The 14,187-nt window shown below is 56.3% G+C and carries 12 protein-coding genes; 2 read left to right on the forward strand and 10 right to left on the reverse strand.

From position 1 onward, the window contains the following. Positions 1–50: 50 nt before the first annotated feature. Together ACR0B3_RS12015 and ACR0B3_RS12020 are read left to right on the forward strand one after the other, a co-directional pair. A complete protein-coding gene (locus ACR0B3_RS12015; protein ID WP_170685594.1) occupies positions 51–857 on the forward strand; it encodes an ABC transporter ATP-binding protein in 807 nt (268 codons plus the stop codon). Then, positions 854–2,119, forward strand: coding sequence for an ABC transporter permease subunit (locus ACR0B3_RS12020; protein ID WP_170759828.1), 1,266 nt, complete (start codon positions 854–856; stop codon positions 2,117–2,119). The genes ACR0B3_RS12015 and ACR0B3_RS12020 overlap by 4 nt, the downstream gene beginning before the upstream one ends. 165 nt (positions 2,120–2,284) lie before the next feature. Here ACR0B3_RS12020 and ACR0B3_RS12025 read toward each other — a convergent pair whose 3' ends face one another. From ACR0B3_RS12025 to ACR0B3_RS12070, 10 genes are all read right to left on the reverse strand, one after another. Beyond that, positions 2,285–3,211, reverse strand: a complete 927-nt coding sequence (locus ACR0B3_RS12025) for a carbohydrate kinase family protein (RefSeq protein WP_480809285.1) — start codon at positions 3,209–3,211, stop codon at positions 2,285–2,287. Positions 3,212–3,250: 39 nt separating this feature from the next. Continuing rightward, positions 3,251–5,107 (reverse strand): family 1 glycosylhydrolase, encoded by a 1,857-nt coding sequence (locus tag ACR0B3_RS12030; RefSeq protein ID WP_480809286.1) that lies wholly within the window; start codon positions 5,105–5,107, stop codon positions 3,251–3,253. Between the two features lie 73 nt (positions 5,108–5,180). Continuing rightward, positions 5,181–7,088: a beta-galactosidase gene (locus ACR0B3_RS12035; protein ID WP_480809287.1), complete on the reverse strand. Its 1,908-nt coding sequence runs from the start codon at positions 7,086–7,088 to the stop codon at positions 5,181–5,183. Beyond that, the gene (locus tag ACR0B3_RS12040; protein WP_480809288.1) at positions 7,085–7,945 is read right to left on the reverse strand and encodes an SMP-30/gluconolactonase/LRE family protein; all 861 of its coding nucleotides are present in this window, start codon (positions 7,943–7,945) and stop codon (positions 7,085–7,087) included. Before ACR0B3_RS12040 ends, ACR0B3_RS12035 begins: the two co-directional genes overlap by 4 nt. Further along, positions 7,942–8,547 (reverse strand): 2-dehydro-3-deoxy-6-phosphogalactonate aldolase, encoded by a 606-nt coding sequence (locus ACR0B3_RS12045; protein WP_480809289.1) that lies wholly within the window; start codon positions 8,545–8,547, stop codon positions 7,942–7,944. Before ACR0B3_RS12045 ends, ACR0B3_RS12040 begins: the two co-directional genes overlap by 4 nt. After that, the gene (locus ACR0B3_RS12050) at positions 8,544–9,437 is read right to left on the reverse strand and encodes a 2-dehydro-3-deoxygalactonokinase (protein ID WP_480809290.1); all 894 of its coding nucleotides are present in this window, start codon (positions 9,435–9,437) and stop codon (positions 8,544–8,546) included. The genes ACR0B3_RS12045 and ACR0B3_RS12050 overlap by 4 nt, the downstream gene beginning before the upstream one ends. A gap of 4 nt (positions 9,438–9,441) precedes the next feature. Continuing rightward, positions 9,442–10,209, reverse strand: a complete 768-nt coding sequence (locus tag ACR0B3_RS12055) for an SDR family NAD(P)-dependent oxidoreductase (RefSeq protein WP_480809291.1) — start codon at positions 10,207–10,209, stop codon at positions 9,442–9,444. Then, entirely contained in the window at positions 10,209–11,918 is a 1,710-nt protein-coding gene (locus ACR0B3_RS12060; RefSeq protein ID WP_480809292.1) for an IlvD/Edd family dehydratase, read from the reverse strand. Before ACR0B3_RS12060 ends, ACR0B3_RS12055 begins: the two co-directional genes overlap by 1 nt. Positions 11,919–11,975: 57 nt before the next feature. Beyond that, positions 11,976–13,316, reverse strand: coding sequence for an alpha-galactosidase (melA, locus tag ACR0B3_RS12065; RefSeq protein ID WP_480809293.1), 1,341 nt, complete (start codon positions 13,314–13,316; stop codon positions 11,976–11,978). Between the two features lie 22 nt (positions 13,317–13,338). Beyond that, positions 13,339–14,187, reverse strand: a complete 849-nt coding sequence (locus ACR0B3_RS12070; RefSeq protein ID WP_170685605.1) for a carbohydrate ABC transporter permease — start codon at positions 14,185–14,187, stop codon at positions 13,339–13,341.

Genomic DNA, 14,187 nt, shown 5'->3' on the forward strand with positions numbered 1-14,187 from the left:
CGGCCCCAGGGCGGGCCGGTCGTCAGCTATGAAAGCAGGAAGGAGGCAGGATGCCTGAACTGGACATCGTAGATTTGTCCATGCGCTTTGACTTGCCCAACGGCTCCTCAGTACAGGCCCTTCAGGATGTATCGCTGAGCCTCAAAGAAGGTGAGTTGATGTCCGTGCTCGGCCCGTCGGGCTGTGGTAAAACAACGTTGCTGAACATCGTTGCGGGATTTCTGGCGCCGACATCTGGTAAGATTGAACTAAACGGCCACCTGGTCAAAGGCCCCGATGCTGAACGCGGAATGGTGTTCCAGAAGGGCGCTTTGTTTGAATGGATGAATGTGCGCGAAAATGTTGAGTTCGGCCCGCGCATGAAAGGCATGCCAAAAGCAGAACGAGATCAAATCTCTGATCATCTGCTTGAGGTTGTTGGACTTCAGGATTTCAAAGACAAGGCAGTGTATGAGCTGTCCGGCGGGATGCAACAGCGTGTCGCCTTGGCGCGGTGTCTGGCCAATGAGCCGGACGTTATCCTGATGGATGAGCCCTTGGGTGCACTGGATGCTCTGACCCGTGAGAAGATGCAGGGCCTTGTCCTGAAGCTTTGGAAAGAAACGGGCAAGACGATCATTCTGATCACCCACTCGGTCGAAGAGGCTTTGTTGCTGGGCGAACGACTGATCGTCATGGCCCCCAGACCTGGGCGCATTCACCGCGAATACAATCTGCCATTTGCCGAGCGAGGCGTGAATGCAGACCTGCGAGATGTGAAGAAATCCGAAGGTTTCGCAGAAAAAAGAGATGAGATTCTCTCGATGATCTGGGAGATGGAAGAAGAGATTATGGGTCGAACGGAGCAGGCATCATGATTGTACTCCTCTTTTATATCGGCCTGTTCGGTGGTGCGTTTTTCATCGTCTACGCACTGCGGCGTGGCCTTCAATCGCGTCAGGATTTCACCAGCCTGAAAACTGTGACCTTTGGTGACGAAAGTGCCGTACGCGCAGACAGGGCGGCATCGATCATCTCAGTTCTTGTGATCTTTGTGATCTGGGCGGCGTTCACCGGCTCTAAGCTGTTTCCGATCCACGTCCCTGGGCCGTTTGTCGGTGATACGCAATTCACCTACACGCTTGAGAATGCGGACGGAAGCACGGATGAGGCAACAATCTTTGTTCGCGTTCCAGCCTTCGGTGAAGAAGCAGAGAAGTTCGAGGTTGAACCCGGCAGCGGGTTTGCCAAGGACGACGCCGTCGCTGCTGCGGCGGGCCGCTCTTCGACGATCCTGTTCGACAAGAATGATGACGCCAAGCGCAACGAAGGCGCCAAGATCGTCGCGATTAACGGTACACCCATCGGTGAAGGCCAAAAGGTCGACACAGGTGACGGCACTGTAACGTTGACCGGAAAAGGTGCGATCAGTTTCACCCCGAAACAGGGTCTGCAGATGAACCCCATCTGGCTTCCTGCACCAGAAACCGTTGTTGCTCGGTTCTTCGAGATCGCCAGCGAGGGTTACCAGAACTTCTCACTCTGGGAGCATTTGGGCTGGTCGCTGCTGCGCGTAATTGCCGGGTTCATCGCCGGTGCGCTTGTGGGCATCCCGTTGGGCTATGCAATGGGCTTGTCTGGCTGGTTCCGTGGCTGGTTCGATCCGATTGTCGAGTTTATGCGCCCGGTTCCACCCTTGGCGCTGATCCCACTGGTGATCATTTGGTTCGGCATCTGGGAAACTGGTAAAATCGTTCTGCTGTTCCTCGCGGCGCTTTGGATCATGACAATTGCAGCACGGGCTGGTGTATCAGGTGTGAATATCTCGAAAATCCATGCGGCTTACTCGCTGGGGGCGTCGAAATGGCAGATCATGCGTCATGTGATCGTTCCTAATTCACTGCCTGAAATCTTCACCGGCGCGCGTGTGGCCATGGGGGTTTGCTGGGGCACGGTTGTTGCGGCAGAACTGGTTGCCGCACAAAAAGGGGCCGGGATGATGATCATCGCTGCGTCCAAATTCCAGCTGACCGATATCGTTATCATGGGGATCGTTCTGATCGGGGTGATCGGCTATGGCATCGATATCCTGATGCGTAAGGCCGAGAACTGGCTTGTCCCATGGAAGGGCCGGAGCTGATAGGTTTTTAAAACACGGCGAAAACAAATTGGCCCCCGAGCAATCTCGGGGGCCTTTTTTGTCTGCATAGCGAATAGCCGGTGCTTTACCTGTCGGCTGTTCAAGTTTGAACGCAGCATCAAAGCATCAAAGCATCAAAGCATCAATGCTAAGCGTACGTAGCGTTCAAAGTTCCTCGGCCCAAGGTGGGTTCGCCCCGGCGCATGATACGGTAACGGCCGCAACTTTAGCGCCGAACGTTAAAGCGTCGCGCAGACTGTTCTCTGACAAGCTGCGCAGGTTGGGTTTGCTGAGATGACCAGCTTGGCTGAGCGCCGCCAATACACCTGCATTGAACGTATCCCCTGCACCAACGGTGTCCACGACGTCAACCTTTTGAACGGGGACAGACACCTCGGACCCATCTGACAGATAACCCGTCGCGCCGTCGCCCCCTTTGGTTACGATCACAACCGCCGGGCCGGCTTGAAGCAGCAAAGGGATTTTCTCGGCATGGCTTTCAGGCCCCGGGATGATCCAATCCAGATCTTCATCTGAAACTTTGACAATATCAGTCTGCGCAATCATGTGGTTGAGGCGCGTGCGATAACGGGTCTGGTCTTTGATAAACCCGGGACGAATATTTGGATCCAGCATCACGGCGCGATCAGACCCATGGCGCTCAAGCAGGGACGCATATGCATCGGCGCAGGGTTCGCAAGCCAGACTGATCCCACCAAAATATAAGGCAGAAACACCCGGCAGTTGATCCGGCATATCCTCGGGCCGAAGCATTCGTCCTGCCGTATTCTCGTCCACAAAACTGTAGGTGGCATGACCGTCCTGCAGCTGAACAAAGGCAAGCGTAGTCGGACGATCCGAGCGGATTACATGCGAGGTTGCAACATGGCTGATTTGCAATGCGGCGATCAGCTGCTCGCCAAACATATCCGTCGAGAGCCCGGACAATAGTCCGGGTTGTGCCCCCAAACGCCCCAATGCGATTGCGGTGTTGAAGATCGCACCACCGGAATGCGGCACAAACCCATTTGCACCAGAAACCGTAGGCTCGGCGATCATGTCGATCAGAGCTTCTCCACAGCACAGGATCATCGTGTTATCCCTCGATTGTTCAGAAAACGCGCGATGCAGCTACCGTGCGAGCGCATTCTTGCAGAAATTGTTAGCGCCAACAATACCGAATTCATCTTGCTCTGACACATACAAATTCATCGATTGGCGCAGCTCATCAAACCGACCGCCAGCGTTGAAGGCACGCAGAAAATCCTGACCAAACAACCAGCGGTTCTTTTCGGCGACGCCACCAACCAGAAATACACCGCCTGTCGGCATCAGCGCGACGGCAAGATCTCCCATGACGGCACCAAGGTGCTCGGTGAACATTCGGGCTGCTTTAACGGCGCAGGGATCCGAGCCGTCTTGTGCATCTTGCAGAATATCTTTTGCCGGACGCTTGGCGACATCGTTCAGACCTTCGGCCATCCCAATCGCTTGATAGAGAACCGGCAGGCCCGTACCGCTTAGGAACATCTCAGCTTCGATAACGAGGGTGTCGTCGAAAAAACACTCGGGCACAATCCGGCGAGCGGCTCTAAAAACCTCAACCTCATCCAGATGGCGCGGCGACAATCCAACATGTCCACCTTCCCCCGAAACGGTATGAAAGTGACCTTCAGAAAATAGCAGGGCACCTACACCAAGCCCCGTTCCCGGGCCGACAACCAGCCGTGTCCCAAGCGGTGGCGATGCAGCGCCCTGCAGAACCTCAATATCTTTGTCAGTGATTTCAGCGACCGACCAAGCAGCGGCGGTAAAGTCGTTGATAACATAGGTGTGGTGTGCGCCCGTAGCTTTGGCCAGAGCATCCTCGGACAGATCAAGATTGGCATTCGTTAGACGAATAGTGCCATTCTTTACGGGACCTGCACCCGCAGCGACAACGGCGCGCGGCCGGGTGCCGATCTCGTCACACAGATCATGCAAAGCATCTTGCAGATCGCTGACTGTGCCGGTGGGATGTTTGCGCAGATCGGTCAGTTCACCTTCGGTCACGACACCCAGTCTCGTGTTGGTGCCACCGATATCGGCGACAAGGTTCCAATGTGCGTGCAGCCCTTCTTTTGGCCGAACCCAAGGTGCAGGCTGATCACCACGACTTAGAACCGGGCGCAGCGCCTTGATTGAGTTGGTTTGCTCGGAATGAACAAAAACGCCTTGAATCAAGCCGTCTTGGGCAAGGGCGGCGTGCACGGTTTCCAGGCCATGGGTTAAGCCCCGTTCAGTATCTGAATTCACAGTTGCAAAAACTGGAATTGACTGCGCGTGTTTACGCACTGTGCGCAGTACCGAGCCGAATTCAATGCCTTCCGCATTGGTTATGCTGAGCCAATCGACAGGCTCTGCAATGATTGCAAAGTCATCCGTCCAGTTATCAGGAAGGTTTTCTCCCAGCCGATCCAGAAGTTGCTTAGGGTATTGCTTGCTGAAAACTGCTTCCAAGAGATCTGATTCAAGCTCGGCACCAAGATTGCTCATTCCATAGCTCCGCATCTCTTGTCGAGCAAAGCCTTGAGCGAGAAACTGATGATGAAGACTACGCACTTCGGTGCGTGAATCTCCGTTGCTGTCGAAGGCCAGTTTAGAGGTCGAAATCCTGAATATGCGATCACCCGTCCGGGCAACGATTGCTTCGGCAAAACGCGCGAAATGACCCGCCACCTTTCGATTTCGCCAACCCCCGATGTCGACCAGTTCGGCGGGAAGCACCGCGTGATCCAGTATGACAAAGGGACGCATGTTCTGCGCCAAAATCTGGTCAATCTGCCGCTCATAGCGATCCAGCGCAGCCAAATCAGGAGTGCGTCCGTCTGGCAGAATGTCGGCCCAACGGATCGAAATGCGGTACATGTCCAACCCCAAGGCCATTTCGGCAGGGACGATCGCCCCAAAAAGGAAGCCATCGGGAAAGTCTGAACGGGTGTATTTCATTGTCGCAACCTGTAGGAGCCATGACCTGCGTCACGCCCTCTATCAGGTTATGTTAGCGGTATCTAGATTAAGGTTAATATGAGTCACGCTTCCTAAAGAGAACGTCACAACCATCAATCTGCAGGTCGTTCCATGAAACGGAATGCGCATTGTAGTTGATCAAGACTTCGTGCGACTGCGTCTCGCGTCGTCTCAGCCCGGCAGGCATCGGATACAGTTTCATACCGATTTCATGTGCAGCCATCGCAACGACACGATCCCAAAGCTCTTCATCCGGGAAACCCGCCAGATACCAAAGCCCGGAGTCCGCCTGCAGAGCTGGTGTGCCATCAGCGAACGACAACAGTGTTTTGGCTTCGCCCGATAGGCGCTCGACCCAGTGTTCCGCATTGCCACCGCCATCGACGGCACGGACCACATTGGGCGGCAGGGTTTCGACAAGATCCACATGCGTATCAAGACCTGCAAGGCCAGGACGTCCATTGTGAGGGATCTCAAAGTCTTCGGTGATCGCTCCACTACGCGGTCCTAGAACCGCCAGATCGCAACCCTCTAACAACCGCTGTTCAAGGTCACCCAATACGGCCAAACCCGGTGCAAGGATCAAACCATAACGTTCTTTGCCGACCTCTGTAGGGGGAACCATATCCACCGATAGCCCGGCACGGCGTAGAGCGCGATAGGCCGAGAACACCAGCCTGAAATAGTTAAATCCAGCGCCATGAGGCAGAGCAGCCCACGCCCATACCGACGCATAGTCAAATACGATTGCAGCTTGGGCACGCACGGATTGAACCTCGCCCAATGCAGCTATATCGTCCGCGGCCCGGCGAGCCTCGGCCAGTCCCGGTGCATCGTGCCCATGAGGAGTCAGCAGACCAGCATGCATTTGTTCCTGCCCAAAGGGTGCTTGCCGCCAGCGGAAATAGCTGACCACTTCGGCCCCATGCGCGACCGCTTCAAGCGTCCATAACCGGACCATACCCGGTAGTGGGGCCGGGTTGTATGGGGCCCAATTCACGGGGCCGGGCTGTTGTTCCATCACCCACCAGCGACCCCGACCAACAGCGCGGTAGAGGTCATGGTGAAATGCCTGCATGTCAGGATCACCCTGTTGCAAGAACGCGGTCTTATGCGCCTCATCCGCTTCCAGACGATCCGATAGGAACCCGATCGGATAGCTGTCCCACGTGGCGATATTCAGGTCTTTGCCGACATCGAAATGATCGAACTCCAACACGCGGCCCATGTAATTATGTAGCAGCGGAGCATCCGTTAGCGGGCGTAGTTCGTCGACCTGAGCCTTGTTGAACGCTACGACCTGATCCGAACCAAAGCGGCGAAACGCAAGAACATGCGCCGGGTTTGGCTCGGTCACTGTCTGGTTCGGCAGTTCGATCTGATCGAAGCTGTTATACTCCATCGACCAAAACACATTTCCCCAGGCGGTATTAAGCGCCTCTATCGAACCGTATCGGTCTGATAACCAGCCGCGAAATGCTTTCAGAGCCGCGTCACTGTAGCTGATCGTCGTATCATGGCAGCCATATTCATTATCGATCTGCCAGGCAGCGATATGCGGATTGCCACCATACCGCTGTCCCATGATCCGGGCGATCCGCTTGCATTCGTCGATATAGCCCTCGTGACTAAAGCAATAGTGCCTGCGAGAGCCAAACTTGCGCGGATCGCCATTTGCATCCACGGCAAGCATGTCGGGATACTTGTCCAGCATCCAGCGCGTCGGTGTGGTCGTGGGGGTTCCCAGAACGATTTTCAGGCCCGCACCGCCCAATGTCTCGATCGCGCGATCCAACCAATCAAACTGCAGATCACCTGGAGAGGGTTCCATCCGGCTCCAGGCGAATTCCCCGATCCTGACCCAGGACAGACCGGTTTCGATCATGCGCGCCGCATCTTTGGCCCAGTTTTCCTCTGGCCAATGTTCGGGGTAATAGCAGACCCCAAGTTCTGGTGTCATAGTATTACTCTGTGCTCCGCTTGACCTTGCCCGATATTGTGCACAGCAAAGGTCATACCATTTGAAGGCGTGTGTGTAAGCGTGTCTGCATCAAGTCCCTGCCGGGCGGTAGTGCAGAAAAGCGTGGTCAGATCGTCCCCGCCGAAGCTTGGGCAGGAGGTATGCAAGGCGCCAAATTCGACGGCCCTTAGGAATTGGCCACTTGGTGAATAAGACGCAACGCGGCTCGCACCCCACTGGGCAATCCAGATATTGCCGTCGCCGTCGACGACAGCTCCATCCGGGTTCAAGCCGTCGCTTTGTAAATCAAGGAAAACGGCGGTTTCACCGATAGGCCAGCCAGTCGCACCGTCCAGCTCCCAGCGCATGACCTGTTTGGTGACGGTATCGCTGTAATAGGCGCAGGATCGATCCTGAGCAAAGCAGATCGCGTTTGAGATGGTTACATCTCGGACCAAGCGCCGAAGCTCCCCTTGCCAATATCGATAAATCGACCCGGCACCGGCTTCTGCGTTTTTTCCCATGGTGCCAATCCAGAACCCGCCCCAAGGATCGGCGCGGCCATCATTGGATCGGGTCACCGGATTGTCGGCCTCGAGAGGTACAATCAAATCCATGGAGTGGCTTTCCAGCCCAAACCGCCAAAGTCCGGTTTCCGATGCGATCAGCAAAGTGTCGCGATCGACCCATCCGGCGGCTGAGACATGTTCGTCAAACGCCCATTCCCTTGCACTGCTGCCTTCTAGGGACATCAGCCGCTTGTTAAGAATGTCGAACCAGAACAGCTGATTGCGCTCGGGATGCCACAACGGCCCCTCACCCAACTCACAAGGGCGGTCATCATAGATGTGGCTCATTTCACCGCCTTTTCATAGGCGGCCACGATTTGCTGGGCATGGTTCGATACTGCGTCGACCGACATACCCGGTTTATAAAGCGCGGACCCTATGCCAAAGCCATCAGCACTGGCTTTGATCCATTGATCAAAATTCTCAGGACCCGCACCGCCGACAGCATAAATCTGGCTGCCCGTCGGCAGAATTGGACGCATCGCGGCTAATCCGGCGGGTCCAGCCATCGATCCCGGAAACAGTTTCAACCCAGTTGCCCCTGCCTGCAGGGCGGTGAAGGCTTCGGTCGGGGTGAAAACACCCGGCCAGCTTTGCAGCCCAAGCGCGACAGTGCGTTCGATCACCGAAACATCGCAATTTGGCGACACGATCAGTTTGCCCCCGACCTCAGCGACTGCCTCAACCTGTTCCGAGGTCAGCACGGTGCCGGCACCGACCAGCGCGCTTTCTCCGATCTCGGAGGTGAGTATACGGATACTCTCCAATGGATCGGGCGAGTTGAGCGGAACTTCAATTCTGTCAATGCCCGCTTGCAGCAGGGCGCGTCCGACCCGGGATGCTTCGGCGGGTGTCAAGCCACGCAAGATGGCAATTATAGGACGGCTCATGCGGTTTGCCTCGTCAGTGTTCGGGCCTGTGCCAGCCCTGCAAGGGTTGTGGCAGTAGCGTCGGCGGTTTCGACCAGCGCGCCTTGCTGCTGCAACGCCGCCCCATAGGCCTTGGTCAACCCTTCCGAGCCTATTATTGCCAGTTGTTGACCCAACCAATAGGGCCGTGATGCAGCTAGTTCAGCGCCAATCAGAATTCCTGAAAGGCGTGCACTTGCGGTGCTCTTGTCTTGGCCGTGCAGCAGGTCCGCCGCGCGAAGGCCAAACAACCGTGCAGCAAGTTGCTCGGGTTTTGACAGCGCGTCAGCCACAGCATCGGAAAAAGCATCGTCATCCCAACCTTCATCAATCGAATGACGCAAGACGGATTGCCCGCGCAGCAGATCAAACATCTCGCCGGTCATGAAAGTGCGGAAACTGACGACCTCGCCTGCGCTGATCTGCACCCACTTGGTATGAGTGCCGGGCAGACAGATGACGCCGTCCCAATTTTGATGGGTACTGAGAAACCCGGCGATCTGTGTTTCTTCCCCACGCATAACATCGGGGGGGGAGTTTTGTTTCAACCCGGGCACCACGAAGGCCCTGATGCGCGGATCGGTGTTGGGCACACGGAACGGGACAACCGGGATCGGCTTGGAAGGAACCGCAGAATACGGGGCCTCGACCCAACCCTGTCGCGCGCCGACCATGCCACAGGCGATCACGTCCACCGGATACCCGGGCAGCCAGTCTTCGACCAGAGCCAGCAGGGCTGCCTGAAAATCCCCACCTGCAGTGCGCGACATGCCGTCCTGAGAAGAAGCTTGAGCGACTGCGCGGTCTCCTTGCATGGCCCAGGCGCGCAGATGCGATGTTCCCCAATCAACGGCGATCCAATCGACATTCATAGCGTCACCCCGTTCCTACAACGCCGCCATCGACCACCATGCATTGCCCGGTCATCGCACGGCTTGCGTTTGAGGCAAGGAACAGGGTCGGCGCGATCATGTCTTCGGGCGTCAAGTGCTCTTTCAGGCACTGGCGATCCATATGCGCCGCCAGGTCTTCGGGTGTGGCCCACATGTCCAGCTGCTTCTGGGTCAGGACCCATCCCGGAGCCAGCGCGTTGACGCGGATGTTCTGCGGCCCAAGCTCGCGCGCCAACGACCTTGTCATACCGGTGATCGCGGCGTTTGAACTTGTGTAGATCGGATAACCCGCATTTCCCATCATGTAGCTGATCGAACTGAAATTGATGATTGAACCGCCGTGGTCTTTCATCTGGCGGGCTGCTTCCTGACAAGCGAAGTAATAAGCTTTAAGGTTCACCTCGATCATCCAGTCCCAGAAATCAGTCGTGGTTTCTTCCAGCGAATGGCGCTTGTCATTGGCCGCATTGTTGACCAGCACTTTGATCGGCCCATGCGCTTCGGCGGCTTTGGCCATGGTGGCATGCAACAGCTCGGTATCCGTCATATCCCCCTGAAGGAACAAAGGTGCGCGCCCATGCTTGTCTCGCATCTCATCGACGAAAGCTCCTGCATCGGAACGACCGATAAAGGCAACGTTTGCGCCTTGGCCCATAAACCCGTCGGTCAGCGCGGCACCGACGCCAGACCCGCCGCCAGTAATGTAGATGGAAGCGCCGTTCAGGTCGGGAAAGATAGCAGGATGATCCATCAGTGGCTCTCTCTGGTCACAAGGCGGGTATCTTTGCCGACCAGAAAATCAAGATCAGCGCCCTGATCGGCCTGCAATACGTGGTCGATATAAAGCTTCGCATACCCGCGTGTGTAATGTGGATCGTCCGGTTGCCACAGGGCGCGGCGGGCGTCCAGTTCCTTTTCATCAACCAGCAGTTCCAGCTCGCCCTTGCTGGCGGACACACGAATGCGGTCACCGGTTTTGACCAGGGCCAGCGTGCCACCTGCCTGCGCCTCGGGGCTGACATGCAAGATGACGGTTCCGAAGGCTGTGCCTGACATGCGCGCATCTGAGATGCGGATCATGTCGCGTACGCCTTCTTTGACCAGCTTCGCCGGGATTGGCATGTTCCCAACTTCGGGCATACCTGGATAGCCTTTGGGGCCGCAGCCTTTGAGGACCAGAATAGTCTCAGGTGTCACCGGCAGGTCGTCGCGATCGATGTTGGCTTTCAGATCTTCGATGCTTTCAAAGACATACGCTTCTGCTTCAGTTTCCAGCAGCGAATCCGTGGCTGCCGAAGGCTTCACGATGGCCCCGTTTGGTGCGAGGTTGCCGCGCAGAACCCGTAGGCCTGCGGCGGGTTTGACGGGATCGTCGAAGGGGCGGATGACGTCTGCGTTGAAACACTCAGCCCCTTCGTAATGGGCCGAGATATCCTTGTTCAAAACTGTTTTCGCCGGTCGCAGGAAAGGCTTTAGTTCGTTCAGAACCACAGGCACACCGCCTGCATAGCAGAAATCCTCCATCAGATATTTGCCCGAAGGCATACAGTTGACCAGCAGAGGTATTTCTGACCCGATTTCAAAATCCTTCAACGTCAGGTCGACGCCCACGCGACCTGCCAGCGCCAGAAGGTGGACCACTGCATTTGTTGAACCTCCGACGGCTGCATTGGCAAGGATGGCGTTTTCTAAGGCTTCCTTGGTAAGGATGTCCGAGGGCTTGAGGTCTTCGTCCACCATCTCGACAATGCGCTTACCGGTCAGATGCGCCAGTGCCATGCGACGGGCATCAACGGCGGGAAGGGCGGCATTGGTGGGCAGGCTCATGCCCATAGCTTCGACCAGCGAGGCCATGGTGCTGGCCGTGCCCATGGTCATGCAAACGCCTGCGCTGCGCGACATGCCGGATTCGGCGTTCATGAAGTCCTGCAGGGTCATTTCTCCTGCACGAACGGCCTCAGAAAACTTCCAGACGTCAGTGCCCGACCCGATATCCTGACCGCGATACTTGCCGTTGAGCATGGGGCCAGAGCTGACCACGATAGACGGCAAATCGACCGAGGCCGCTCCCATCAATTGACCCGGTGTAGTCTTGTCGCAGCCGCCCAAAAGGACAACGCCATCAATGCCATAAGCGCGGATGGATTCTTCGACATCCATCGCCAGCAGGTTGCGAAACAGCATCGCCGTTGGCTTCATCTGCGTTTCACCCAGCGACATCACCGGGAATTCCACAGGGAACCCTCCGGCCTCCCAAACACCGCGTTTCACGCCCTCGGCGAGATCGCGCAGGCCCGAGTTGCACGGGGTCAGTTCGGACCAGGTGTTGCAGATGCCGATGATGGGGCGCCCGTCGAAAGCATGGTCTGGAAAGCCCTGGTTTTTCATCCAAGACCGGTGAATGAACCCGTCCTTGTCGAGTTTTCCGTACCAATGCTGTGAACGGCGTTTTTTGGTCATTTTTGGCTCTGTCTGTCTTGCTGACGTTGGAATTGAGTATTTTTGAAAAGAAGAAGATCAGGCGGCGCGGGCCGGCCGGCACCAATCGGGCAGCCAGTCGCCATGGGCGGAAAGAAGATCGGTAACGAGGCTGCGAATTTGGCGCAGATCCAACTCGGCCGCAGTATGGGGATCCATCATTGCGGCGTGATAGATGTATTCGGGGTTCTCTTCGGTCAGCGCACGAACCGTTAGCTCTTGTACGTTGATCTGGGTCCGCATCAGCGCGATCAGTTGTGGCGGGATATCCGTGACCACGGAAGGTTGGACGCCATTCGAGTCAACCAGACAAGGCGTTTCAACCACGGCACCCAATGGCAGTTGGGGAATCTGACCCGTATTCGGCAAGTTGCCATAAGCCGCGTATGGGGTGTCTGTTACGACTGCGTTCATCAAGTCAGCAGCAAATTCGTGGCTTCGAGTGACCTCGATGTCGCGACCATCGGTTAGAGTTTTGGCCTGCTCTTTCCAGTTGGCCACCTGCTCGACACAGCGGGTCGGATATTCATCCAGCGGAATGCTGAACTGTTCGATCAGATCATTGCGACCGTCTTTGATGAACCAAGGAACGTATTCCGCAAAATGCTCGGAACTTTCGGTGCAGAAGTATCCCAAATGGTCCATTACCTCATAGCGCACTTTGTTCGGGCAGCGCGGCATGAGCAGCGGAGGCTTGGGCAAGTGCCCGGCGCCATAGCCCTGACGCAGAGCGGGATAAAGATCGCGGCCCTCATGCTCAAGCTTTAGGAAGAACGCGACGTGGTTGATGCCTGCGACTTTGTAGCGAATATCTGCCTTAGGCAGGTCCAGATCATGCGCCAGTTCCTCAACCGTATTCTGGACAGAATGGCACAGACCCACATGTTTCAGCGCTGGGAAGCGCTCGGCCAGTGCCCAAGTGTTGATCGCCATCGGGTTTACGTATTGTAACAGCGTCGCATCAGGGCAGAGTTGCATCATGTCCTGCGCGACGCCCCACAGGACCGGCACGGTGCGCAAACCGCGCATGATGCCACCCACGCCCAGCGTATCAGCGATAGTTTGGCGCAGGCCGTACTGCTTTGGGATTTCGAAATCGGTCACCGTGCAGGGTTCATATCCGCCAACCTGAAAGGCCGTGATCACGAAATCAGCGCCATCCAGAGCGGAACGACGATCCGTGTGGGTCGAGACCGTCGCGCCAGCGCCGACTGAGCGGATCATAGCCTTGGCCACGGCCTCACTTTCGGCCAAGCGTACCGGATCGATATCCATCAATGCAAAGTGGCTATCAGCCAGTGCAGGGGTGAGCAGGGCATCGCCCACGATATTCTGCATGAAGATCGTGGAACCCGCACCTACAAAGGTGATCTTTGTCATGAGGTAAACCTCTGGTTTGACGTTATTTTACGGCACCGAGGGTCAGGCCCGCGATGAAGTGTTTCTGCATCAGAAAAAACATGGCCACAGGCGGCAGGGCTGCCACGATAGAACCGGCACTCATCAATTGATAGGCGGCGCGGAATTGCGCGTTAAAGCTGGTTATCCCTGCCGTGACAGGTTGGCTTTCGGCCCCTTGGGTCAGCACAACGGCCCAGAAATAGTCGTTCCAGATGAAGGTGAAGATCAGCACGCTGAGTGCGGCAATCGCAGGCTTCATCAAGGGCAGAACGACATACCAGAAGATCCGCCATTCGCTTATGCCTTCGACCCGTGCGGCCTCGATCAACTCGAAAGGCAGGGCGCGGATAAAGTTTCGCATAAAGAGCGTGCAGAAGCCGGTCTGGAACGCAATATGGAACAGCACAAGACCGGTTTTAGTGTTATAGAGGCCCAACTCGAGCGTCAGGTCACGCACAGGTACCATCAGGATCTGGAAGGGCACGAAGTTGCCTGCCACAAACATGAAGAAGATCCAGAGGTTCGATTTGAATTTGTAGATCCCCAACGCAAACCCGGTCATACAGCTAAGCGCCACGGCACCGATCACAGTTGGGACGGTGATCAGGAACGAGTTCAGCAGGTACCGCGGCATATCCGAGTTAAAGAAAACTTGCCCGTAGTTGAACGCGCCTTCAAAGCTGGACGGCATGCCCCAGTAGTTTGCGTTGGTGAAATCCGCCGCTGGTTTGACCGAGAACAATGCGACCGCCAGCAAGGGTCCAAGCCAAAGCAGCAGGGCCACCGGTAACATTGCCTGATAGGTGATCTGGGCCGCGCGGGGTTGTTTTTCGATGGGTTTGGGAAACAT

This window comes from Ruegeria sp. CE9 (assembly GCF_056537425.1).